24 protein-coding genes are annotated in these 23722 nt (G+C 37.1%); 22 read left to right on the top strand and 2 right to left on the bottom strand.

Annotation, left to right across the window (positions count from 1 at the left end; translation table 11 throughout):
• Positions 1-93 precede the first annotated feature (93 nt).
• The 6 genes from dnaJ (at position 94) to deoC (ending at position 7516) form a co-directional block, all read left to right on the top strand.
• Positions 94-1224: a molecular chaperone DnaJ gene (dnaJ, locus tag JOC86_RS06140; protein ID WP_205169036.1), complete on the top strand. Its 1131-nt coding sequence runs from the start codon at positions 94-96 to the stop codon at positions 1222-1224.
• 24 nt (positions 1225-1248) lie between these two features.
• The gene (gene prmA, locus JOC86_RS06135; protein ID WP_205169034.1) at positions 1249-2196 is read left to right on the top strand and encodes a 50S ribosomal protein L11 methyltransferase; all 948 of its coding nucleotides are present in this window, start codon (positions 1249-1251) and stop codon (positions 2194-2196) included.
• 5 nt (positions 2197-2201) lie between these two features.
• Positions 2202-2954 (top strand): 16S rRNA (uracil(1498)-N(3))-methyltransferase, encoded by a 753-nt coding sequence (locus JOC86_RS06130; protein WP_205169032.1) that lies wholly within the window; start codon positions 2202-2204, stop codon positions 2952-2954.
• A 5-nt stretch (positions 2955-2959) separates the two neighbouring features.
• The gene (mtaB, locus tag JOC86_RS06125; RefSeq protein ID WP_205169030.1) at positions 2960-4315 is read left to right on the top strand and encodes a tRNA (N(6)-L-threonylcarbamoyladenosine(37)-C(2))-methylthiotransferase MtaB; all 1356 of its coding nucleotides are present in this window, start codon (positions 2960-2962) and stop codon (positions 4313-4315) included.
• A 452-nt stretch (positions 4316-4767) separates the two neighbouring features.
• On the top strand, positions 4768-6429 hold the full coding sequence (locus JOC86_RS06120; protein ID WP_205169021.1) for a glycoside hydrolase family 13 protein: 1662 nt from the start codon (positions 4768-4770) through the stop codon (positions 6427-6429).
• A 415-nt stretch (positions 6430-6844) separates the two neighbouring features.
• Positions 6845-7516, top strand: a complete 672-nt coding sequence (deoC, locus tag JOC86_RS06115; protein ID WP_205169019.1) for a deoxyribose-phosphate aldolase — start codon at positions 6845-6847, stop codon at positions 7514-7516.
• A 249-nt stretch (positions 7517-7765) separates the two neighbouring features.
• Here the strand turns inward: deoC and JOC86_RS06110 are convergent, their stop codons facing one another.
• Positions 7766-8689, bottom strand: coding sequence for a Na/Pi symporter (locus JOC86_RS06110; protein ID WP_205169017.1), 924 nt, complete (start codon positions 8687-8689; stop codon positions 7766-7768).
• Between the two features lie 293 nt (positions 8690-8982).
• Here JOC86_RS06110 and rpsU point away from each other — a divergent pair, with 293 nt between their 5' ends.
• The 15 genes from rpsU (at position 8983) to recO (ending at position 21107) form a co-directional block, all read left to right on the top strand.
• Complete coding sequence (rpsU, locus tag JOC86_RS06105; protein ID WP_032087602.1) at positions 8983-9156, top strand: 30S ribosomal protein S21; 174 nt, start codon at positions 8983-8985, stop codon at positions 9154-9156.
• Between the two features lie 14 nt (positions 9157-9170).
• The gene (locus JOC86_RS06100) at positions 9171-9617 is read left to right on the top strand and encodes a GatB/YqeY domain-containing protein (protein ID WP_205169015.1); all 447 of its coding nucleotides are present in this window, start codon (positions 9171-9173) and stop codon (positions 9615-9617) included.
• 317 nt (positions 9618-9934) lie between these two features.
• Positions 9935-11251, top strand: a complete 1317-nt coding sequence (locus tag JOC86_RS06095) for an NfeD family protein (RefSeq protein WP_239587474.1) — start codon at positions 9935-9937, stop codon at positions 11249-11251.
• Positions 11252-11267: 16 nt separating this feature from the next.
• A complete protein-coding gene (floA, locus tag JOC86_RS06090; protein WP_205169013.1) occupies positions 11268-12272 on the top strand; it encodes a flotillin-like protein FloA in 1005 nt (334 codons plus the stop codon).
• A 30-nt stretch (positions 12273-12302) separates the two neighbouring features.
• Entirely contained in the window at positions 12303-12713 is a 411-nt protein-coding gene (locus JOC86_RS06085) for a hypothetical protein (protein ID WP_205169006.1), read from the top strand.
• A gap of 65 nt (positions 12714-12778) precedes the next feature.
• Positions 12779-13063 (top strand): sporulation protein YqfC, encoded by a 285-nt coding sequence (yqfC, locus tag JOC86_RS06080; protein WP_205169004.1) that lies wholly within the window; start codon positions 12779-12781, stop codon positions 13061-13063.
• Positions 13064-13083: 20 nt separating this feature from the next.
• A complete protein-coding gene (yqfD, locus tag JOC86_RS06075; protein WP_205169002.1) occupies positions 13084-14271 on the top strand; it encodes a sporulation protein YqfD in 1188 nt (395 codons plus the stop codon).
• 3 nt (positions 14272-14274) lie between these two features.
• A complete protein-coding gene (locus JOC86_RS06070) occupies positions 14275-15234 on the top strand; it encodes a PhoH family protein (protein ID WP_205169000.1) in 960 nt (319 codons plus the stop codon).
• A 221-nt stretch (positions 15235-15455) separates the two neighbouring features.
• Entirely contained in the window at positions 15456-17642 is a 2187-nt protein-coding gene (locus JOC86_RS06065; RefSeq protein WP_205168998.1) for an HD family phosphohydrolase, read from the top strand.
• Entirely contained in the window at positions 17626-18099 is a 474-nt protein-coding gene (gene ybeY / locus JOC86_RS06060; protein WP_205168995.1) for an rRNA maturation RNase YbeY, read from the top strand. The genes JOC86_RS06065 and ybeY overlap by 17 nt, the downstream gene beginning before the upstream one ends.
• Positions 18080-18466 carry a diacylglycerol kinase family protein gene (locus JOC86_RS06055; protein ID WP_205168993.1) on the top strand — a complete coding sequence of 129 codons (387 nt, stop codon included), beginning with the start codon at positions 18080-18082 and terminating at the stop codon, positions 18464-18466. Before ybeY ends, JOC86_RS06055 begins: the two co-directional genes overlap by 20 nt.
• A 277-nt stretch (positions 18467-18743) precedes the next feature.
• Positions 18744-19142 (top strand): cytidine deaminase, encoded by a 399-nt coding sequence (locus tag JOC86_RS06050; protein ID WP_205168991.1) that lies wholly within the window; start codon positions 18744-18746, stop codon positions 19140-19142.
• Entirely contained in the window at positions 19135-20055 is a 921-nt protein-coding gene (gene era / locus JOC86_RS06045; protein WP_205168989.1) for a GTPase Era, read from the top strand. The genes JOC86_RS06050 and era overlap by 8 nt, the downstream gene beginning before the upstream one ends.
• Before the next feature lie 111 nt (positions 20056-20166).
• Positions 20167-20310, top strand: a complete 144-nt coding sequence (locus JOC86_RS06040; RefSeq protein WP_205168981.1) for a YqzL family protein — start codon at positions 20167-20169, stop codon at positions 20308-20310.
• A gap of 44 nt (positions 20311-20354) precedes the next feature.
• Entirely contained in the window at positions 20355-21107 is a 753-nt protein-coding gene (gene recO, locus JOC86_RS06035) for a DNA repair protein RecO (RefSeq protein WP_205168979.1), read from the top strand.
• Between the two features lie 33 nt (positions 21108-21140).
• Here the strand turns inward: recO and JOC86_RS06030 are convergent, their stop codons facing one another.
• On the bottom strand, positions 21141-22514 hold the full coding sequence (locus JOC86_RS06030) for a glycine--tRNA ligase (RefSeq protein WP_205168977.1): 1374 nt from the start codon (positions 22512-22514) through the stop codon (positions 21141-21143).
• 560 nt (positions 22515-23074) lie between these two features.
• Here JOC86_RS06030 and JOC86_RS06025 point away from each other — a divergent pair.
• Positions 23075-23713: a transcriptional regulator CcpN gene (locus tag JOC86_RS06025; RefSeq protein ID WP_472925685.1), complete on the top strand. Its 639-nt coding sequence runs from the start codon at positions 23075-23077 to the stop codon at positions 23711-23713.
• Positions 23714-23722: the final 9 nt, after the last annotated feature.

Here is a 23722-nt window from a genome sequence, read left to right as displayed (position 1 = left end):
GGAATTGTGTGATTCTATTCACTATTTATTGATAAGGGTACAAAAACAATGTTAAAATAACCTTTATGCTAAGGATTCGGGAGTGTTGATTTGATGAGTAAACGCGATTATTATGAAGTTCTCGGCGTAAGCAAGAGTGCTTCAAAAGACGAAATCAAAAAAGCATACCGCAAGCTCTCAAAAAAATATCATCCTGATATTAATAAAGAGGCGGATGCAGCAGATAAATTTAAAGAAATCAAAGAATCATATGAAGTTTTAAGTGATGATCAGAAACGTGCACAGTATGATCGATTTGGTCATGTAGATCCGAATCAAGGTTTCGGCGGCGGTGGCGGCGGAGACTTTAGTGGTTTTGGAGGATTTGAAGATATTTTTAACACCTTCTTTGGTGGAGGTGGCGGTGGTAGACGAAGAGATCCAAATGCACCTAGAGCAGGGGCAGACCTGCAGTACACTATGACGGTTGGGTTTGAAGAAGCTGCTTTTGGTAAAGAGACAGATATTGAAATTCCTAAAGAAGAAGAATGCGATACTTGTCATGGTTCAGGTGCTAAACCAGGAACAAAGCCAGAAACATGTTCTCATTGTAAAGGTGCTGGTCAGTTAAATGTAGAACAAGACACACCATTTGGCCGTATCGTAAACCGTAGAGTATGTCACCACTGTAATGGAACCGGAAAGTTCATTAAAGTCAAATGTGGTACTTGTGGTGGAGTAGGAAAAGTACAAAAACGAAGAAAAATCCATGTGAAGATTCCAGCTGGAATTGATGATGGCCAGCAGCTAAGGGTGTCAGGTCAAGGTGAACCAGGTATTAACGGAGGACCATCAGGTGACCTATATATTGTTTTCCATGTGCGCTCACATGAATTCTTTGAGCGTGATGGTGAGGATATCTATTGTGAAATGCCAATTACCTTTGCACAAGCTGCATTAGGTGATGAAATTGAAGTCCCTACTCTTCATGGTAAAGTGAAATTGAAAGTCCCTGCAGGAACGCAAACGGGAACGAAATTTAGACTCCGTGGAAAAGGCATTCAAAATGTTAGAGGGTATGGTGTTGGAGACCAGCATATTCTTGTAAAAGTAGTCACGCCTTCCAAGCTAACGGAAAAACAAAAAGACTTATTAAGAGAATTTGCCGATATTAGTGGTCAAGTGCCGGATGAGCAACATGAAAGCTTTTTTAATAAGGTAAAACGCGCCTTTAAAGGTGAATAATAGGAATGGAGTTGGTAGAGCGATATGAAATGGTCAGAAATAAGTATTCATACAACAAATGAAGCTGTTGAGCCGATTTCAAATATCCTTCATGAGGCAGGTGCCAGTGGAGTTGTCATTGAAGATCCTTTTGATTTAGTGAAAGAAAGAGAGGATGTTTACGGCGAAATCTACCAACTCAATCCTGAAGACTACCCTGAAGAGGGTGTTATTGTTAAAGCTTACCTTCCTGTAAATAGCTTTTTAGGGGAAACGGTGGAAGAAATCAAGCAGGCAATTAATAATCTTATTCTCTACAATATTGATATTGGAAAAAATACTGTAGAAATTTCCGAAGTCAATGAAGAAGAATGGGCAACAGCGTGGAAGAAATATTATAATCCCGTGAAAATTTCTGAAAAGTTTACAATTGTTCCAACTTGGGAACAGTACGAACCCGTTCATTCTGATGAACTAATTATAGAATTAGATCCAGGGATGGCGTTTGGAACAGGTACACATCCTACAACTGTAATGTGTATACAAGCATTAGAACGTACAGTTAAACCTTTCGATTCGGTTATCGATGTTGGAACAGGCTCAGGTGTTCTCAGTATTGCCTCAGCATTATTAAAAGCAGAACCTGTTCAAGCCCTTGATCTTGACGAAGTAGCCGTAAACTCGGCTCGATTAAACGTTAAACTGAATAAAGTACAAAATGCTGTGACGGTTCGTCAAAATAATTTACTAGACGATATAAATGAGCAAGCCGATATTGTGGTTGCCAATATTTTAGCTGAAATCATTTTACGATTTAATGATAAAGCGATTGAAGTTGTAAAGCCTGGTGGATATTTTATTACATCAGGGATTATCCAACAGAAAAAGCAGCAAGTTAAAGATGCCCTTGTAAATAGTGGTTTCTTGATTGAAGAAATAATGGTCATGGAGGATTGGGTAGCGATTATTGCTAAACGTCCAGAGTTGAGGTGACTAAAATGCAACGGTATTTTCTAGAAAAAGAATATATTGACGGTGAGCTTTTTTATGTCGATGGAGACGATTTTCATCATATGACAAGAGTAATGCGTATGAAAGAAGGCGACAAATTTTTTGTTGTCTTTAAAGGTGGTAAATCTGCCATTTCGCAAATTGAAAGTATTTCCAGTGACGATATTAAAGCATCGATTGTACAATGGGAGACGGCAATAAAAGAGTTACCGATTACAGTAACGATTGCGAGCGGACTGCCCAAAGGGGATAAGCTGGAATGGATTATTCAAAAAGGAACCGAACTTGGGGCACATGAGTTTATTCCTTTTAACGCAGATCGCTCCATCGTAAAATGGGATGAAAAGAAAGCGAAGAAGAAAGTCGAGCGCTGGGAGAAAATTGCAAAAGAAGCCGCAGAACAATCCCATCGTAGACTAGTTCCTAAAGTTTTTTCTCCCCACTCCTTTTCTGAATTGATAGATATGAGTAATCAATATGAATATAAACTCATTGCTTATGAAGAAGAGTCGAGAGCATGCGAAATAGGTAATTTCGCTCATACTATTTCTTCAATGAAAAATGGTAGTAGAATTTTGATTATTTTTGGACCAGAAGGTGGGCTTACTGAACAAGAGGTAATGACTAGCCAACAATTTGGCTTTTTACCCTGTGGATTAGGCCCTAGAATATTACGGGCAGAAACTGCACCACTATATGTGCTATCTGCCATTTCTTATCAATTTGAATTAATGAGGTGATTTCTATGCCTACAGTAGCTTTTCACACCCTTGGTTGTAAAGTAAACCACTATGAAACTGAAGCTATCTGGCAATTATTTAAAGATGAAGGCTATGAAAGAACAGATTACGGGTCTTCAGCAGATGTATATGTCATTAATACATGTACGGTTACAAATACAGGTGATAAAAAAAGTCGTCAAGTAATCAGACGTGCAATCAGAAAAAATCCGGACGCAGTTATTTGTGTAACGGGTTGTTATGCTCAAACATCACCAGCAGAAATTATGGCTATTCCTGGGGTAGATATCGTAGTGGGTACGCAAGATCGTAAAAAAATGCTCACTTATATCGAACAATATAAGGATGAACGTCAGCCAATAAATGGCGTCGGTAATATTATGAAAAATCGCGTATACGAGGAATTAGATGTACCAGCATTTACAGATCGTACACGTGCTTCATTGAAAATTCAAGAAGGTTGTAATAACTTCTGTACATTCTGCATTATCCCTTGGGCACGAGGATTAATGAGATCTCGGGACCCGGAGGAAGTCATTAAGCAAGCACAGCAGCTTGTAGATGCTGGCTATAAGGAAATTGTTCTAACGGGTATTCATACAGGTGGTTACGGTGAAGATATGAAGGATTATAATTTAGCTATGCTTCTTCGTGATCTCGAAGAAAATGTGAAAGGATTAAAACGGATCCGTATTTCTTCAATCGAAGCTAGCCAACTGACAGATGAAGTGATTGATGTCATTGACCGCTCAAGTATGGTTGTAAGACATCTTCATATTCCACTACAATCAGGTTCAAACACTGTACTAAAAAGAATGCGACGTAAATATACGATGGAATTCTTTGCGGAACGTTTAGAAAAACTGAAAAAAGCATTACCAGGACTTGCTGTTACATCTGATGTCATCGTTGGATTCCCAGGGGAAACAGAAGAAGAATTTATGGAAACGTATAATTTTATAAAGCATCATAAATTTTCTGAATTACATGTATTTCCATATTCCAAACGAACAGGTACACCAGCCGCAAGAATGACAGACCAAGTGGATGAGGATATAAAAAATGAACGTGTCCATCGTCTCATTCAATTATCAGATCAACTTGCCAAAGAATACGCATCAACTTTTGAAAATGAAGTACTTGAAGTTATTCCTGAAGAAGAATACAAAGAAGAACCAGAAAGCGGCTTATATGTAGGATACACAGATAATTATTTAAAAGTTATTTTCCCTGCAACTGAGGAAATGGTTGGAAAGCTTGTAAAAGTCAAACTAACAAAAGCTGGATATCCATATAATGAAGGGAAATTTGTAAGAGTAATGGATGATGTTCTCAACGAACAGGAGTCTGCTGCCATATAAACACGAAGCTGAGTCTCAAATGAGGCTCAGTTTTTTTGATTTGAGTGTTTTCGTAAACATAGTTGGTATTTGAAAAATGGAGCGGAAGGATCTCGCTTTCCGCGGGGCGGGTGGTGATCCTCTCGGGGCTCTGCTCCAGCAGGAGTCTCGCACCTGTAGCGAAGACCAACCTTATTACAAAAAATTATGTTCTTAAAAAACAACAATCTTTTAGAAAAATTTATAAATCAGCGGATTTTCCTATGACTAACAAAATATTAATTGGTAGGGACTAAAAGAAAGGAATTCAGCTTAATTTCAAGAAAACGGTTTCTTTTTTTGCTAAAATATTATTTTCTATATTGATTAGTTATTAAAAAGACTGTAAACTAAGTAGTGAATATAGTGCAAACGATTGCGCAAAGCGTAAAACCACGACATAAATAAAATTCTTTAACTATAGAGGTGCTGACATGAAAAAAGTATGGTGGAAGGAAGCGGTTGGCTATCAAATATACCCACGAAGCTTTCAGGATTCAAATGGAGATGGAATTGGAGATCTAAAGGGAATCATTGAACGTTTAGATTATATTAAAGATCTAGGAATCGATGTGATTTGGATTTGTCCAATGTATAAATCACCGAATGATGACAATGGTTATGATATTTCAGATTACCAAGATATTATGGATGAATTTGGGACAATGGAAGACTTTGATCACTTATTAGCAGAAGTTCATAATAGAGGGATGAAATTAATCATAGATTTAGTGCTTAATCATACAAGTGATGAACACGAATGGTTTATTGAATCCCGCTCGTCTAAAGAGTCACCTAAACGTGATTGGTATATTTGGAAGGATGGCAAAGCAGGGATAGAACCAAATAACTGGGAGAGTATCTTTGGTGGTTCGGCATGGCAATATGATGAAGGGACGAAGCAATACTTCTTACATGTTTTTTCTACAAAACAACCTGACTTAAATTGGGAAAAAAAGGAAGTGCGTCAGGCCCTATATGATACCGTAAATTGGTGGCTTGATAAAGGAATTGATGGTTTTCGAATTGATGCCATCAGTCATATTAAGAAGAGAGCTGGATTACCGGATATGCCAAATCCAAAGAAGAAAAAATATGTTTCTTCTTTTGATATGCATATGAACCAAAAAGGAATCCACACTTTCTTGCAGGAATTTAAAGATCAAACATATGCAAACTATGACGTCATGACAGTTGGCGAGGCAAACGGAGTTACTGCTGATGAAGCGGAACTCTGGGTTGGAAAAGAAAATGGGAAAATGGATATGATCTTTCAATTCGAGCATTTAGGGCTTTGGGATGCTGAAACAAATCCAGATTTGGACATTGTTGAGCTGAAAAAGGTACTTACACGTTGGCAAAAGGGTCTTGAAAATAATGGGTGGAATGCATTATTTATTGAAAACCACGATAAAGCTAGAGTGGTATCGACCTGGGGAAATGACGAAGAGTTTTGGAAAGAAAGCTCTACTGCGATGGCAGCAATGTATTTCTTAATGCAAGGGACACCATTTATTTATCAAGGACAAGAGATTGGAATGACAAATGTTCATTTTCCCTCGATTGACGATTATGATGATGTAGCGATAAGGAATCTTTATCGTTTGAAAAAAGAAGAAGGAAAATCGCACGAAGACATTATGGAAATCATTTGGGCATCCTCCCGTGACAATAGTAGAACTCCTATGCAATGGTCTTCTGAAAAAAATGCGGGTTTCACTAAAGGGAATCCATGGATGAAAGTAAATCCTAACTATAGAGAGATAAATGTTGAGCTACAGGAAAAACAAGCAGGTTCTATCCTTTCTTTTTACAAGAAGCTTATACAATTAAAGAAAAATCATGAAGTGTTCACATACGGACAATATGATCTATTACTTCCTAAGGATGAGCAGATATTCGCATATACACGTACAGATGATTTTGAGAAAATGCTTGTTGTTACAAATCTTTCTAAAGACATGGCTACTTTTACATTTGAAGAAAGCACATTAGATAGTAGCAATCTGTTATTAAATAATTATCCTGTTGATAAGGAAGAAGCTACCACTTTAACGTTACAGCCATATGAAGCACGTGTTTATAAAATAAATTAATCCTAAATGGGTTGATCTAAAAAACGAGTGGAATCACATCAAAGAAAAGAATCAAATTAAAGTCTCTTTTCTAGCTGGTGTATTTTCTAGTCTTTTCTTATGATCAACTCTTTTTTTATATAAAGTTTCTATCTTTTGATTCCGGTTGTTCTATTTAAGATATGGCTGTTTTCTAAAAGCTTGTTGTTTTTTAAGAACATAAATTTTTGTAAGACGGTTGGTTGGAGCGGAAAGCGAGCATCCTTTCGCTGCAACCAAGCCCTTTCTAATAACAACAATGTACACGAAAACAGGCTAAGATAAAAATGAATAAACAAAAATGTTTTTATCACAAAAGTTAGGGAATAATTTATCAATAGAACCCCTTGGAGTGTACGACCAACAACCGTTTAAGCTGAAAGGAGTTATAGTAAAAATGAGTAATGATTTGGCAAAAATGATTGACCATACATTGTTAAAAGCTGAAACGACAAAAGAACAAGTTGAAAAGCTTTGTATGGAAGCAAAAGAATATGGCTTCGCATCTGTTTGTATTAATCCTGTATGGGTGAAATTCTCGAGTGGAATTCTGTCGGAAACTGATGTTAAAGTATGTACGGTTATCGGATTCCCATTAGGAGCAAGTACTGCTAAAACAAAAGCATTTGAAACAAAAAATGCAATTGAAAATGGTGCAACTGAAGTGGACATGGTCATTAATATTGGTGCTCTAAAAGATGGAAATGACGAGTTAGTAGAGCAGGATATCCAGGCGGTAGTGGCTGCTGCAAAAGGAAAAGCGCTAACAAAAGTAATTATCGAAACCTGTCTATTAACGGATGAAGAAAAAGTAAGAGCTTGTGAATTGGCTGTTAAAGCGGGTGCAGACTTCGTGAAAACTTCAACTGGCTTCTCTACAGGCGGAGCTACTGTGGAAGATATTGCTCTCATGCGAAAAACAGTTGGACCCGCTCTAGGAGTGAAAGCTTCAGGCGGGGTTCGCAGTGTTGAGGATGCAAAGAATATGATAGAAGCAGGGGCAACAAGGATCGGAGCAAGCTCTGGTGTGCAAATCGTTCAAGGGATAACGAGTGATTCGGATTATTAATTTTGAATTAAGCAACAACTTATTCTTTAAGTTCGTGGTGTCAGTCCCTCCCATAGCAAAGTGGATTTTTTTTAAGGGCATGTATTTGGGAGAGACGGCCCCCTATGCTCCTGGAAAGACAGTGCTGAAATCCATGATTGAGTAAAGGCATTTTTAAAAGTGAGTATTTGATGGTTTTTTTATTATGGGATCGTTCTACGTTTTGAACACTTCTGCAGATGTTAAGTGAGTGCCCTTGCCTAGGGTCGTTTATTTCCCTTTGTGGAGCCATTCAATAAATCGTCCAAAAGGGAGAGCAAAAGGAAGGGCTACTAGTGAACAAATAACATTAAATAATAGACTCGCGTGTGCCAATTGGACATCTGTCTGATTTGTCATGGAGGAAGCTATTTCTGAAAGTGCAGGGATGAATGGGATGAAACAAACTACTCCGATAATATTTAACCAAATATGAGCATAGGCCGTCAGTTTAGCTTCTTTTCCTCCACCTATGCTAGCAATTAATGAGGTAATACAAGTCCCAATATTAGCACCGAGCATTATCGCAATACCTGTTTGTATTTGTATGATATCACTAGCCAAGAAGCTCATGGCAATTCCAGTTACAACAGTACTTGACTGAATAATCGCCGTTAATATTCCTCCAATGATTGTTGAAAAAAGAATACTTGAATTCATATCTATTATTTTTTCCTCAACCCAGTTCGTCTCAGCTAGTGGGGTGGCCACCCATTCAAATGCCTGCATAGATAAAAAAATCATACTGATCCCAATAAAAACTAACGATAATGGTTTTAACTTTTGAAAAGGTAGTAAATAGAGAATGACTCCAATAAGAATTAACGGGATGATAAGGTAGTCAATTTTTAAAGAAATAATTTCTAGAGTAAAGGTTGTTCCAATATTGGCTCCAAGCATGATTCCTATTGTTTGTCTGAAAGTAATTAAGCGGGATGTAGCAAGTCCAACAGTAAGAACCATGACTGCAGAACTGCTTTGAAGAATGGCTGTGATAACAATTCCGACAATCATTCCTTTGATGGGGGTGTTCGTCAAACGGTAAATCCATTCCTCCATTTTTGAACTTGCAATATTAAATAACCCGATTCTTAACCAAGTCATCCCTATAATGAATATTCCAATGAAAAGAATAAAGAATAGAATAGGAAGCATGTCCTCACCTCTATCACAGTGTATGCGAGATGATAGGAGACATGTCTATTTATCTTTAGAATTGTGGATAAAATGTTGACCTATTTAAAGGCTTATATTATAATTTACAAAGTAAATGGATTTTCAGAATCCATTCCAGAAAGATACACACTTTCTGTACCTGCTAAATTAAGTAGGGATGCTACAAATGGTAGCATTTAGGGTACCAATATGGGCTCTAACGGATTGGCATTAGCCAAGCGTTCTTTAAATGAACATGTAAGTGTAGTGTGTTCGGAGGGAGGGAAAGAGAGATGTCAAAAACAGTTGTTCGTAAAAACGAATCGCTTGAAGATGCTCTTCGTCGCTTCAAACGTTCAGTTTCCAAAACAGGAACTTTGCAAGAATTCAGAAAGCGCGAGTTCTATGAAAAGCCAAGCGTAAAGCGTAAGAAGAAATCTGAAGCCGCTAGAAAACGTAAGTTCTAAGAGAGGGTGTAGCAATGAGTCTTCTCGATCGTTTAAATAATGATATGAAACAAGCGATGAAAAATAAAGAAAAAGCCAAGCTCTCTGTTATTCGTATGGTTAAAGCCGCATTGCAAAATGAGGCGATTAAGCTAGGGAAACAAGAGCTTACAGAAGATGAAGAGTTGACAGTCCTTTCTCGCGAAGTTAAGCAACGGAAAGACTCCCTCCAAGAATTTACAGATGCAGGTCGTGAAGACCTTGCTGATAAAATTCGAACTGAATTGACTTACGTCGACATATATATGCCTAAACAGCTTTCTGAGGAAGAGGTTTCTGCTATTGTTCAAGAAACGATAGCTGAAGTTGGTGCTTCTTCAAAAGCTGATATGGGTAAAGTGATGGGGGCAATCATGCCTAAGGTTAAAGGGAAAGCAGATGGAGCTCTCGTCAACAAACTTGTTCAACATCATTTATCTTAAAAAATAAACTGGGAAGTGATCATCACTTCCCAGTTTATTTTTGTTTTAAGAAGAATTAGACTTCATCATTTTTATGATTAAGAGTAGAATAGGAATATAGCCCAATTTCCAACAGAACTAAGCAGGAGCAAGGCGACGAGGAGTCTCACCCCCCGCCCCGCAGAAAGTGAGATCCTTCCGCTCTAACCAACTAATTCTTTTTCAAATAACAACATTGTTTACGAAAACATTCTTAATATATTAAATAAAATGAAACTTTTTTAGGCGAATATCGTAAGTATAGTAAGTCATTTCATGCCTGAAAGGAGGGGGAACATCTGAAGAAACATTTCATAAAGGTTATTGCTATCATTATTTTAGGGCTCATTCTATATCAGCCATTTCCAGAAGGAACAAATGCAAATGACTCACTAGTTTACATAGTCCCAGTAGAAAAAGAAGTCGAAAAGGGGTTAAATGCATTTTTAAACCGCGCCATTTCCGATGCAGAAAGTGATGGAGCAGACCTTATCATTTTTGATATTGATACACCTGGTGGAGCTGTAGATGCTGCAGGAAGTATTGCAAAACTCTTGGATAATACCGAGATTAAAACTGTGGCATTTGTCAATGACAGGGCATTGTCAGCAGGAGCATTTATCTCATTACATGCAGATGAAATTTATATGGTTCCAAATGGTCAGATGGGGGCTGCAGCGATTATTACTGGTGATGGAAATGCAGCTGATAAAAAAGCTCAGAGTTACTGGCTATCTGCAATGAAAAGTGCAGCTGAAACAAGCGATCGTGATCCAAAATATGCGATGGCAATGGCGGATGATTCAATGGTGATAAAAGAGCTTGGGATTGAAAAAGGGGAATTGCTTACTCTAAGCGCCAGTTCTGCAGAAAAGGTTGGATATTCTGAAGGGACTGTAAAGAGCATGGATGAACTATTGTCTACTCTTGGTTATGCTGAAGCCACTACCAAAAAAGTTGATGAGACTTTTGCAGAGACGCTTGCAAGGTTTATTACCAATCCCATTGTCGTTCCAATCCTGTTGTCATTGGCAAGTTTAGGGCTAGTGGTAGAATTATATTCTCCTGGATTTGGGATAGCAGGTTCGATAGGACTTGTATCATTGATCCTCTTTTTCTACGGTCATTATGTAGCAGGTCTGGCCGGATACGAGACTCTAATTCTCTTTTTAATTGGTGTAGGGTTAATTGTAGCAGAATTTTTCCTGCCTGGTGGTATTGCTGGAATTTTAGGACTTGCTGCAATAGTAGGTAGTATACTTATGGCAGGAGGCAATGTTATGACTATGGGAATTTCTTTATTAATCGCTTTCGTTGTTGCTATCATCGCCATGATTTTATTTGTAAAGGTGTTCAGGAAAAAAATGAAACTATTTAACAAAATTATTCTAAAGGACTCAACCAATACGGAAAGTGGCTATGTTTCTAATGTGAATAGGCATGAATTAATAGGTAAGATTGCAATTACGAAAACGCCTTTCCGCCCATCAGGAACTATACTTTTAGAGGATGAAAGAATAGATGCAGTAACAGAAGGTGGGTATATCGGACAGGATAAGAAAGTGAAAATTGTTAAGGTGGAAGGCTCTCGGATTGTAGTTCGAGAAGTTGAATAAATAAGGAGGAATTAAGATGGTATTTGATGCATCAACAATATTAGTTTTAGCGGCCATCGTTGTCGGAATTATCGTTTTAGCGATATTATTTACATTTGTACCAGTCATGCTATGGATTTCAGCATTAGCAGCTGGTGTGAAAATCAGTATCTTTACGTTAATTGGAATGCGATTAAGAAGGGTTATTCCGAATAGAGTTATTAATCCATTAATTAAAGCTCATAAAGCGGGAATTGATTTGTCTATTAATCAACTTGAGAGTCATTACCTTGCAGGAGGTAACGTCGATCGAGTAGTTAATGCATTGATTGCCGCTCACAGAGCAAATATTGAATTAACCTTTGAGCGATGTGCGGCGATTGACTTAGCAGGTCGTGATGTATTAGAAGCGGTTCAAATGAGTGTTAATCCTAAAGTAATTGAAACACCGTTTATTGCCGGTGTTGCAATGGATGGAATTGAGGTTAAAGCAAAAGCACGTATTACGGTTCGTGCAAACATTGATCGTTTAGTTGGTGGAGCTGGGGAAGATACCGTCGTTGCTCGTGTAGGTGAAGGCATTGTATCTACGATTGGCTCTTCTGACAACCATAAGAAGGTCCTTGAGAATCCCGATATGATCTCTCAAACGGTATTAGCAAAAGGTTTAGATGCAGGAACAGCATTTGAAATTCTATCCATTGATATTGCAGATGTTGATATCGGTAAAAATATTGGAGCTGAATTACAAACAGAGCAAGCTGAAGCAGATAAGAATATTGCTCAAGCCAAAGCGGAAGAACGCCGTGCAATGGCCGTTGCAAAAGAACAGGAAATGAAAGCGAAGGTAGAGGAAATGAGAGCGAAGGTAGTAGAAGCTGAAGCAGAAGTTCCTCTAGCTATGGCAGAAGCACTTAAAACAGGGAATATTGGTGTAATGGATTATATGAACCTAAAGAATATTGAATCCGATACAGATATGCGTGGTTCCATTGGAAAGCTTACAGGTGGGAAGAACGAGAATGAATCAAACGAAGAATAGAGATCCTTACACTAGAAAGGAGATCTGTTTATGGAAAGTTTAATCTTTGCGATTTTGATTGGACTTGTCGGAATGATTTTTAACAGGTTTGGCAATAAGCAAACAAAGGACACAAAGGGATCTACTCCGAAACAGATAGGCTATGAACTGGAACAACCTATGAAGCCTACTCCCGATCAAGTAGAGAAGGTTAAAGAGGTTATAACGGAAAAAACGAGTACATTTATAGATAGAAAAAAAGAGGCGGACAAAAGGTTTAATGAACTTGAAAAGCAGGAGACTATTACTAGAAACAGAACAATTAATCGAACAGAAAAAAAAGAAGTAAAACCCGTTGACGTACAACTGCACTCTTTTACAAAAGATGATTTTGTCAAAGGCATTGTCCTTTCTGAGATTTTAGGGCCACCGCGTGCGAAAAAACGCACACATAGAGGATAACGAAAAAAATATGTGATGAAACCTCCTTTTATTTCATAAATATGAGATGAGAGGGGGTTCTTTTTATGGCAAAAAAATGGGTGCAGCAAATGCGCCAGTGGATGACTAAAACAATGGAACTACCGGATGATGTCATGATGGACCTACCTAGAATTACGATGATTGGGCAATTACATATTTATATAGAAAATCATCGGGGATTATTAACCTTTACAGATAAAGAGGTAAGACTCCTTTTAAAACAAGGACAATTGCTTATAAAAGGGAAGTCGTTTGTGATAAAGATGATCCTTCCAGAAGAGATCATGCTTGAAGGAAATATCCACGAAGTATTATATCTTGATCAGTAATGGGATAGGAGGGGTTCGCATTGAAGAATCATTGGTTAACATTTTTTACAGGGAAAATACTCGTTAAGGTAGAAGGGAAAGGATTAGAACGAGTGCTTAATGCACTTATTCGCTTAAATATATCGATTTGGCAAGTGAAAAGAGTTGGAAATGAAACCGTGATATTTTACATTTCTCTTAAAGACATTCACCATTTAAGAAGAGCATTAAGAAAATTTGACTGTCGTGTTTCGTTTATTAAAGGACAAGGTACACCATTTTTGTGGAAGAGAACACTTAAGAATAGTGGTTTTTTATTAGGAGGCTTTGCTTTTTTTGCTTTGATCATTATTTTATCCAATATGATTTGGGGAATTGAGATCAAGGGCGCATCTCCTAAAACTGAGCATCAGATTCGAAAAGAACTTGATGAAATTGGTGTGAAAATTGGAAAATCGCAATTTTTTGTGAAAGATGTAGAAAGCATTCAACGAGAATTATCCAATCGGATGGATAATATCACCTGGGTAGGCGTGGAGTTAAAAGGGACAACCTATCATTTTCAAGTAGTGGAAAAAAATGCTCCTGAAGAAGTAGAAAAAGCAGGTAATCAAAATTTAGTCGCTAAACAGAAAGCGGTTATTGTAAAAATGTTCGTAGAACAAGGACAAACAAAGGTTGCTGTTAATGATTATGTGAAAAAAGGAGATCTCCTAGTATCAGGGGTGATCGGTAAGGAAGAACAATCGAAAGTTGTCCCTGCAAAAGGAGTGATACTTGGACAAACTTGGTATACCACTCAAGTTGAACTCCCACTTAAGACTGACTTTGAAGTATTTACAGGTCAAGAGAAGACAAAGCACTCCTTATCGGTTGGTAGTTTTAAAATCCCTATTTGGGGATGGGGAAACCCAGAGTATAAGGATTATGTGAAGGAAACGTCAGAGAAGAAGATCAAGCTATTTAAATGGGAGCTTCCTATCTCGTATACCCATACCTCTATAAAGGAAAATGAGAGCGTTACAAGAACATATAATAAAAAAGAAGCGATTAAAGTAGCCAAACGATTAGCAAAGGAAGATTTAAAATCACAATTGCCAGAAGATGCTGAAATAATTGGTGAAAAAATTTTACATCAGCAGGTTGATAATGGTAAAGTAAGGTTAAACATGTACTATAAAGTGATAGAAGATATTGCGATTGAACAACCAATCATTCAAGGAGACTAAGGAATGCCAGAAGAATTAAAAACAACTAGTCTACAACTAGAAAACCCAAATGAAGCAATAGCGCTATTCGGTATTTCTGATTCGCATCTTAAATTAATGGAAGAAGACCTTCACATTTCAATTGTGACCAGAGGTGAAGGAGTTGCCATTTCTGGTGAAGAAGAGAAGGTAGTTCTTGCAACAGAAATATTAAACCGCTTATTATCAATTGTTAGAAAAGGAATTAATATAAGTCAAAGAGATGTCATTTATGCTCTTCAAATGGGAAAGCAAGGTACTTTAGAATACTTTGATGAGCTATACAATGAGGAAATTACAAAAAATGCTAAAGGGAAATCAATACGAGTTAAGACCCTTGGACAAAGACAATATATTCAAGCAATCAAAAAGAATGACCTCGTATTTGGTATAGGACCAGCAGGGACGGGTAAAACCTATTTGGCTGTAGTCATGGCTGTTCATGCCTTAAAAAATGGTTATGTGAAAAAAATTATCCTAACGAGACCCGCAGTTGAAGCGGGGGAGAGTCTTGGCTTTTTACCTGGTGACCTGAAGGAAAAAGTGGATCCCTACCTGAGACCTCTTTACGATGCGCTGCACGATGTATTAGGTGCGGATCATACAGAAAGACTAGTCGAAAGAGGAACAATTGAAATTGCCCCATTAGCATACATGAGGGGCAGAACACTTGATGATGCATTTGTTATTCTTGATGAAGCTCAAAATACGACTAAAGCCCAAATGAAGATGTTCTTAACACGATTAGGATTTGATTCAAAAATGATCATTACAGGTGATCGTTCACAAGTGGATTTACCTAGAGGGGTGCAATCTGGACTTGTGAATGCGGAGAAGATTTTGCGGGGTGTGTCAGGAGTTTCGATCATTTATTTGGAGAAATCGGATGTTGTACGCCACCCGCTTGTTGCTAAAATCATTGATGCATATGAAAAAGACGCCTAGAACTCAAATGATGACTGAAACAGTTTATAAATGAACTGTCTCAGTCTTTTTCTTTATTTAACCTTTAACAAATTTTTCAAAAAAAGATGTTTTTGTTGAAATTTATATGAAGAAAACAAATTGAAGATGAAATCTCTACTAAAAACTGTTATCATTTTACATAAATTGATAGAAGTTTAGTACAATATGAGCCTGCCAGTCATAGGGGATAGGAGGTAAACATGATTTTTCATCCTTTTATAAGCAAACTTAGGTCTATTTTAAGCTATAAGGTGTTTACATTCTTGATTTTTATCATTTTAGGATTCCTTTTATATGGAGTCCTGTATGGAAATGTAAAACCAGAAACATACGATATAAACGTTTTTGAAGAGTCTGATCAGACGATTGTCGCACCGAAAAATGAAGAAGACAAGAAAAAGACAAAAGAAAAAAGGGAAAAAGCAGCAGAAGAAGTAGAACCTGTTTATGTACATAATAACGAGCAATTACCGAATCGTATAGCGCTTGTAGATTCAATTTTTACATTAGTTAAAGACGTCAATAAGGACTCTGCTCCAGACGATAGTGAAAATACGGAAGATACAATAAACGAAACTAAGAAAGTACCAACACTTGATGAGAAGCTTGCTACTCTTAAGAAGAATTTAACGGCAAATGTTAAGGAAGACATTACAAAAGAATTATCGGATGAAGATTTAAAATCATTGCTTAGCTTGAGTCAAGAAGAATTAGAACGTGTGAACATATTTATTGTTAGTCAACTTAAGACTGTAATGGATGAAAAGGTGTATGAGGAAGAATTAACTGATGCAAAAGGGAAAATGGAACAGTATTTAAAAATGAGTAATTTCTCAGAGAAAGTGATTCAATCAATGGTGTCCATTGGCCGATTAGCGGTTGCTCCAACGGAAATTTATAATGAAGAATTAACGGAAGAGAAACGAATAGCAGCAATGGAAGCAGTTGAGAAGGAAATCATTTTAGAAGGTACGATAATTGTGAGAGAGGGAGAAATGGTTACTCACGAAATGTATCGTCAGCTTGAGCTTCTCGGACTATTATCTGATGGTGGGTCGCTAAAGATTTACCTTGGACTTGGTATTTTTGTATTTGTCAGTATTGGAGCGATCTATTACCACTTCTATAACTGGAATCTCCCTGAAGAGAGGAAACAAAACCGACTTATTCTTCTTAGCTTAATCTTTGTCATATCCCTAATCTTGATGAAAATTGTCGGCCTCATGAATGAGCTTGAATTGGACAAAGTAGGTTTTCTTTATCCTGCAGCACTTGCAGGTATGCTGATTCGAATTATGCTCAATGAAAGAGTGGCCATGTTATTGGTGATGATTCTAGCGGCTTGTGGTAGTATTGTATTTCATTACGAAATTTCTGGTGCTATCGATATCGAGATGGCGATGTACATATTATTCAGTGGGCTAGCAGGTGTTTTATTCTTATCAAATAGACGCCAAAGATCAAATATTTTACAAGCGGGTTTATCTGTCTCTGCTGTAAATGTCCTGATTATATTCTTCCTCATCTTTTTAAGAGGTGCGCAGTATTCAGAGGTTGAATACATGTATTTTGTTGTTTATGCATTTGTGTCAGGTATAAGCTCTGCTGTATTGACGATAGGTTTTTTACCATTCTTTGAAGCAGGATTTGGAATTTTGTCTGCTATGAGACTTGTTGAATTATCTAACCCCAATCATCCACTGCTGAAAAAGATCTTAACTGAGACACCTGGTACATACCATCACAGTGTTATGGTGGCGAATTTAGCAGAATCTGCTTGTGAAGCAATCGGTGCTAATGGATTGTTAGCAAGGGTAGGGTGTTATTACCACGATGTCGGGAAAACAAGGAGACCCCATTTCTTTATAGAGAATCAGTTGAATATGGAGAATCCTCATGATCGTCTCTTACCTGAAACAAGTCGAAATATCATTATTTCACATGCGACAGACGGTGCTGAAATGCTTCGGAAGCATAAACTTCCTAAAGAATTTATTGATATTGCGGAACAGCATCATGGGACCTCTTTATTAAAATTCTTCTATCATAAGGCTAAAGAACAAGGGAAAGACGTGAATGAAGAGGAATATCGCTATCCCGGACCAAAGCCTCAAACGAAGGAAATAGCGATTATATCTATAGCAGATAGCGTTGAAGCAGCAGTAAGATCAATGAAATCTCCGACAGCAGAAGAAATAAAGAAACTTGTTAATAATATAGTGAAAGATCGGCTGCAGGATGGTCAATTTGATGAATGTGATTTAACATTAAAAGAGCTCCAAGTAGTAAAGAAGACACTATGTGAAACACTAAATGGTATCTTTCATTCTAGAATTGAATATCCAGAAAATGAGGAAAAGGAGAATAAACATGAATCTAGTCATTGACTTCCAAGATGAAACCGGTATTCTTTCACCTGCAGATTTTGAACTAGTAGAAAAGCTTTTAAACTTTGCAGCATTAAAAGAAAATATAGAACAAGAAAGTGAACTATCTGTTAGCTTTGTGTCCAATGAAAGAATTCAAGAAATTAATCGTGATTATCGTGACAAGGATCAGCCTACAGATGTCATTTCATTTGCACTTGAAGAAATGGGTGAAGACGAAATTGAAATTGTTGGGGTAGATATGCCAAGGGTATTGGGGGATATTGTCATATCTGTAGAGAAAACGAAGGAGCAAGCAGAAGAATATGGTCATTCTTTTTTAAGAGAATTAGGATTTTTAGCTCTTCATGGATTTCTCCATTTACTTGGCTACGATCATTTAGAAGAAGAGGATGAAAAGCAAATGTTTCAAAGGCAAAAGGATATTCTAGAGGCTTATGGGTTACAAAGGACATAAACCTGGACTAACGCGATTTCTTAAATCCTTTGTTTTTGCGGCACAGGGAATAAATAATGCTTGGAAACATGAAATGAATATTAGGTTTCATGTTTTGGTAGCAGTTCTTACTATCTTTTTAGGATTTACACTAAAGGTCACTCCCACTGAATGGTTGATTTTGCTTTTGACGATGTTTGTTATGATTTCTCTAGAGTTAGTCAATACAGCCATTGAAAGGACCGTTGATTTGGTAACGGACGATTTTAAGCCATTAGCTAAACAGGCAAAGGATGTTGCGGCGGGAGCAGTGTTGATTTTTTCGATTGGATCCATCATCATTGGAGTGATCATTTTTTTACCAAAAGCTATTCGTTTTTTTAATTAAAATTAGAAGATAACCCAAAAGTCAAAATCCATAAATCAAAATGGTCTTGGCATATTATTGGGTTATCTTTTTTTATTGAAATAAATCGTAATAAAAATTTTTAATGGAAATTTGAAAACCGTAAATTAGTTGTATACAATAAGTTCACTGACATAATAGGGTTGTCTAATTTTTAGAATAATCTAACTATTTTTTAACAATATGATGTCAGCCCATTTTTTTTTCACGAAAATGTAGTAAAATAGAATTGTCAGGATTTAAAGGAGAGTTTAAAGTAATGGATCATACTCAATTAATCGAAGAAGCGAAAAAAGCAAGAGAATTGGCATACGTCCCCTACTCGAAATTTAAAGTGGGTGCAGCGTTACTGACAAATGACGGGAAAGTATATCATGGTTGCAATATTGAAAATGCTGCCTATAGTATGTGTAATTGTGCTGAACGTACAGCCCTTTTTAAAGCGTATTCAGAGGGAGATAAAGATTTTCAAATGATTGCAGTTGTTGCAGATACTAACAGACCTGTCCCTCCTTGTGGAGCATGTAGACAGGTAATATCAGAATTATGCTCCCCAAGCATGAAAGTTATATTAACCAATTTAAATGGGGATGTGCAAGAATTAACCGTTCATGAATTACTACCAGGAGCATTTTCACCGGAGGATTTAAATGAATAACTTAGAAACAAATACAGCATACAGATCTGGTTTTATCTCTATTATTGGACGTCCTAATGTAGGAAAATCTACTTTCTTAAACCGTGTTATTGGTCAAAAGATTGCCATTATGAGTGATAAGCCACAAACGACTAGGAACAAAGTGCAAGGGGTTCTGACAACAGAGGATTCACAAATGATTTTTATTGATACACCAGGAATTCATAAACCAAAGCATAAGCTTGGTGACTTCATGATGAAAATTGCCCAAAACACATTGAAAGAAGTAGACCTGGTATTGTTTATGGTTAATGTTGAAGAAGGATTTGGCCGCGGGGATGAGTTCATTATTGAAAAGCTGAAAGGCGTCAATACACCAGTATTTCTTGTACTGAATAAAATTGATCAGCTGCATCCCGATGAGCTTCTTCCAATTATGGAGAAATACAACGAGCTATATGATTTTAAAGCTACTGTGCCAATCTCAGCTCTTGAAGGCAACAATGTTGAAAACCTATTGAAAGAGATTAAGAACTTTTTGCCGGAAGGCCCACAATTCTATCCGGCTGATCAGGTAACCGATCATCCTGAAAGATTTATCGTATCTGAACTAATCCGGGAAAAAGCTCTTCATCTTACAAGAGAGGAAGTCCCTCATTCCCTCGCAGTAATGATTGATAAAATGCAAACTAGAGGCGACAAAGATATCATCGATGTAATGGCCACGATTGTAGTTGAAAGAGCTTCACAAAAAGGAATTATTATTGGGAAACAAGGAAGTATGTTAAAGGAAATTGGAAAAAGGGCTCGAACCGACATTGAAAATCTGCTTGGTTCAAAAGTGTATTTAGAGCTTTGGGTCAAAGTACAGAAGGATTGGAGAAATAAAATGTCCAATCTAAAAGATTTCGGTTTTAGGGAAGATGACTATTAATTCATCAGTTAGTAAAATTTACGTCACATGAAATCGGATGCTAAGGTCAAATCTAATAACAGAAAGCTTTGGAAGTCTTGCTAGTTAAAAAACATGAAAGGTGGGGTTTTTATGATAGACTTTACCTGGAAGGTATTTTCTCAAACAGGTAGCATTGACACGTATTTGCTTTTAAAGGAATTGGAGAAGGACGGACAGGAAGAACCCTATAATTATGAGGAGAAGTTAGCGGAAGTCGATTTTCCCCTCTCATAGTTTTCTGTCATCACCCGAAACCAACATGATCGGGAGGTGGCCCTATGCTGCAAAAATGTGAAGGAATAGTTATTAGAACCAACCAGTATGGCGAATCCAATAAAGTTGTTACGATATTCTCAAGGGAGTTTGGGAAGATAGGGGTTATGGCTAGAGGTGCAAGAAAGCCCAATAGCCGATTATCCTCTGTCTCTCAGCTCTTTACATATGGACACTTTTTGTTCCAAAAAAGTACTGGGCTTGGTACATTACAGCAGGGTGAAATCATCTCTACCTATCGCCATATTAGAGAAGATTTATTTAAGACGGCATATGCAACTTATATTGTAGATTTATTGGATAAAGGAACAGATGAAAAGAAACCAGATCCTTACTTATATGAATTATTATCCCAGACAATTCACTATATCGATGAGGGTTATGATCCAGATATATTGACCAACATCTTTGAAATGAAGATGCTCCCTGTTCTCGGATTGTATCCAAATTTAAACCAATGTGCTGTTTGCGGGGAAAAGGAAGGTACATTCTCATTCTCTTTTAAAGAAAATGGCCTCATTTGTCATCGTTGTAAAGAGAAGGATCCATATCATATGCCCCTTTTGAGTAATACAGTGAAGCTTTTAAGGCTTTTTTATTATTTTGATCTTTCCCGTTTAGGGAATGTATCTGTAAAAGATGTGACGAAAGAAGAATTGAAAAAGGTGATTCGAACGTATTATGATGAATACTCTGGTTTAGCTTTAAAATCTCGAAGGTTTTTAGATCAGATGGATCATTTAAAAGGATTATTATAAAAAGTGGAGGGAATGGATTTCCCTCCACTTTTTTTAGAATTTAATTTTATCATCTAGGAAGTTTTTAACTTCACTTATTGGCATACGGACTTGATCCATTGTATCCCGATCACGAACGGTTACTTGACCATCTTCAACAGAATCGAAGTCAAATGTGATACAGAAAGGAGTTCCAATCTCATCTTGTCTCCTATAACGTTTTCCGATTGATGCTGTTTCGTCAAAGTCCATTCTGAAATCCTTAGCAAGTTCATCATATACTTTTAGTGCTTCATCAGAAAGCTTTTTCGAAAGCGGGAGAACTGCCGCTTTATATGGTGCAAGTGCTGGATGGAATCGCATTACAGTACGTTTATCGTTTTCCAACTCATCCTCTTCGAAAGCATCACATAAATAAGCAAGTGTCACACGATCTGCTCCTAAAGAAGGTTCAATGCAGTAAGGAACATATTTTTCGTTCGTTTGCGGATCTAAGTAATGAAAGTCTTCACTAGAATGTTCCATATGCCGTTTTAAATCAAAGTCTGTTCGGTCTGCAATGCCCCAAAGTTCTCCCCAACCAAATGGGAATTTATATTCAATGTCCGTCGTTGCATTACTATAATGGGAAAGCTCTTCCTCATCATGATCACGTAAACGCATATTCTCTTCTTTCATTCCTAATGACAATAGCCAATTCTTACAGAAATCTCTCCAGTAGGAGAACCATTCTAAATCTTCACCAGGTTTACAGAAGAATTCCATTTCCATCTGCTCAAACTCGCGTGTACGGAAAGTAAAGTTTCCTGGGGTGATTTCATTTCGGAAGCTTTTCCCGATTTGTCCAATACCGAATGGCATCTTTTTACGCATTGATCGCTGAACATTTTTAAAGTTTACAAAGATACCTTGAGCAGTTTCTGGGCGAAGAAAAATTTCATTTGTCGATGATTCTGTCACACCTTGATGAGTTTTAAACATTAGGTTGAACTGACGAATTTCGGTGAAATCTTTACTGCCGCATTGTGGACAAGCAATTTCATTTTCTTTCATTAGTTCTTCCATCTTTTCAAATGGCATACCATCGACAATGATTTCTTCGCCTTTCTGCTGAAAGGCATCCTCGATTAATTTATCTGCCCGATGGCGAGCTTTACATTGTTTACAATCAAGCATTGGGTCATTGAAGTTTCCGACATGACCGGATGCTACCCATGTTTGCGGGTTCATTAATATTGAAGCATCAAGGCCGACATTATAAGGAGATTCCTGAATGAATTTTTTCCACCAAGCTTTTTTAATATTGTTCTTTAGTTCTACACCAAGAGGACCGTAATCCCAAGTATTCGCTAAACCACCATAAATTTCAGAACCTGGAAATACAAACCCCCTATGTTTGGCTAAGCTTACTAGTTGATCCATTGACATACTACAACACTCCTTTTGTTTATTGTAAGGCTAACAACGGGATTCAGCGAGAGTACCTTATTATGCGGGTTGCAGGAAGCGAGAATTGTCAGCATTCCGCGACTTAGCTTCCTTTTTCTATTCAATGCACTTCGCTAAAAATATAAAAAAGCTCGTCCCTAGGCATTAAGCCTAGGGACGAGCTGTATACCCGCGGTTCCACCCTAGTTGAGGTTGACTAAAAAGTCTTACTCCACTTTAAAGATTGAATAGCTCGAGATCGCCGTTTCCTTGTGCACTAGGCTTTCACCATTCCTAGTTCGCTAATTTACAAGTACTTATAAATCCTTCATTGCTTATGATTATTTTAGAATGCCATCATTTTATCACTTTTAAAACGAATACACAACAATTCGTGAAAAGATGGGCAAAATAATTGCAGTTTACTATTTATAAAGCTAATCTTTGGTAAAGGGGTTATATAACCTCGTTCTTTTTTGGGCAAAACTCTTTCTTTTATTTTTTTGAATAGTATATAATATTTAATATAAAGTATAACACTTAAATGGATTGTTCGTTAGGTGGTGAGAACAATAGAACTGAATAAAAGACAAGAACAAATCCTGGAAATTGTAAAAGAGAACGGTCCTATCACAGGGGAACAAATTGCTGACCAATTGAATTTAACAAGAGCAACACTAAGACCAGACTTAGCAATCCTGACAATGGCAGGTTATTTAGATGCTAGACCAAGAGTCGGGTATTTTTATACAGGAAAAACAGGTACACAACTGTTAACAGAGAATCTAAAAAAAATATATGTAAAGCAGTTTCAATCGATTCCTGTTGTGGTTCCTGAAAACGTTTCTGTGTATGATGCAATCTGTACCATGTTTTTAGAGGATGTCGGAACATTATTTGTTGTCGATAAAAATTCCTATTTAGTTGGAGTGCTATCAAGAAAAGATTTACTTCGAGCAAGTATTGGAAAGCAAGAACTTAGTACTTTACCAGTGAATATTATTATGACAAGAATGCCTAACATCACAACATGTGAAAAAGATGATTTATTAATAGAAGTGGCAAAGGATTTAATCGATAAGCAGATTGATGCAGTTCCAGTCGTTAAAAAAACTTCCAAAGGTGACTTAGAAGTTACTGGACGGATTACAAAAACAAACATTACAAAAGCATTTGTTTCTTTAGCAGATGACCAATAAGAATAGTGA

Source organism: Rossellomorea pakistanensis, from assembly GCF_016908495.1.
Classification (GTDB): domain Bacteria; phylum Bacillota; class Bacilli; order Bacillales; family Bacillaceae_B; genus Rossellomorea; species Rossellomorea pakistanensis.
This window is presented reverse-complemented; position numbering and strand designations above follow the sequence as displayed.

Excerpts from the sequence above, each read along its gene's own strand:
- rpsU (WP_032087602.1), top strand. The coding sequence starts at position 8,983 with ATGTCAAAAACAGTTGTTCGTAAAAACGAATCGCTTGAAGATGCTCTT.
- deoC (WP_205169019.1), top strand. The coding sequence starts at position 6,845 with ATGAGTAATGATTTGGCAAAAATGATTGACCATACATTGTTAAAAGCT.
- JOC86_RS06040 (WP_205168981.1), top strand. The coding sequence starts at position 20,167 with ATGATAGACTTTACCTGGAAGGTATTTTCTCAAACAGGTAGCATTGAC.
- era (WP_205168989.1), top strand. The coding sequence starts at position 19,135 with ATGAATAACTTAGAAACAAATACAGCATACAGATCTGGTTTTATCTCT.
- recO (WP_205168979.1), top strand. The coding sequence starts at position 20,355 with ATGCTGCAAAAATGTGAAGGAATAGTTATTAGAACCAACCAGTATGGC.
- JOC86_RS06120 (WP_205169021.1), top strand. The coding sequence starts at position 4,768 with ATGAAAAAAGTATGGTGGAAGGAAGCGGTTGGCTATCAAATATACCCA.
- JOC86_RS06050 (WP_205168991.1), top strand. The coding sequence starts at position 18,744 with ATGGATCATACTCAATTAATCGAAGAAGCGAAAAAAGCAAGAGAATTG.
- ybeY (WP_205168995.1), top strand. The coding sequence starts at position 17,626 with ATGAATCTAGTCATTGACTTCCAAGATGAAACCGGTATTCTTTCACCT.
- JOC86_RS06070 (WP_205169000.1), top strand. The coding sequence starts at position 14,275 with ATGCCAGAAGAATTAAAAACAACTAGTCTACAACTAGAAAACCCAAAT.
- JOC86_RS06065 (WP_205168998.1), top strand. The coding sequence starts at position 15,456 with ATGATTTTTCATCCTTTTATAAGCAAACTTAGGTCTATTTTAAGCTAT.
- JOC86_RS06100 (WP_205169015.1), top strand. The coding sequence starts at position 9,171 with ATGAGTCTTCTCGATCGTTTAAATAATGATATGAAACAAGCGATGAAA.
- floA (WP_205169013.1), top strand. The coding sequence starts at position 11,268 with ATGGTATTTGATGCATCAACAATATTAGTTTTAGCGGCCATCGTTGTC.
- JOC86_RS06030 (WP_205168977.1), bottom strand. The coding sequence starts at position 22,514 with ATGTCAATGGATCAACTAGTAAGCTTAGCCAAACATAGGGGGTTTGTA.
- prmA (WP_205169034.1), top strand. The coding sequence starts at position 1,249 with ATGAAATGGTCAGAAATAAGTATTCATACAACAAATGAAGCTGTTGAG.
- JOC86_RS06130 (WP_205169032.1), top strand. The coding sequence starts at position 2,202 with ATGCAACGGTATTTTCTAGAAAAAGAATATATTGACGGTGAGCTTTTT.
- yqfC (WP_205169004.1), top strand. The coding sequence starts at position 12,779 with ATGGCAAAAAAATGGGTGCAGCAAATGCGCCAGTGGATGACTAAAACA.
- JOC86_RS06055 (WP_205168993.1), top strand. The coding sequence starts at position 18,080 with ATGGGTTACAAAGGACATAAACCTGGACTAACGCGATTTCTTAAATCC.
- dnaJ (WP_205169036.1), top strand. The coding sequence starts at position 94 with ATGAGTAAACGCGATTATTATGAAGTTCTCGGCGTAAGCAAGAGTGCT.
- JOC86_RS06110 (WP_205169017.1), bottom strand. The coding sequence starts at position 8,689 with ATGCTTCCTATTCTATTCTTTATTCTTTTCATTGGAATATTCATTATA.
- JOC86_RS06085 (WP_205169006.1), top strand. The coding sequence starts at position 12,303 with ATGGAAAGTTTAATCTTTGCGATTTTGATTGGACTTGTCGGAATGATT.
- mtaB (WP_205169030.1), top strand. The coding sequence starts at position 2,960 with ATGCCTACAGTAGCTTTTCACACCCTTGGTTGTAAAGTAAACCACTAT.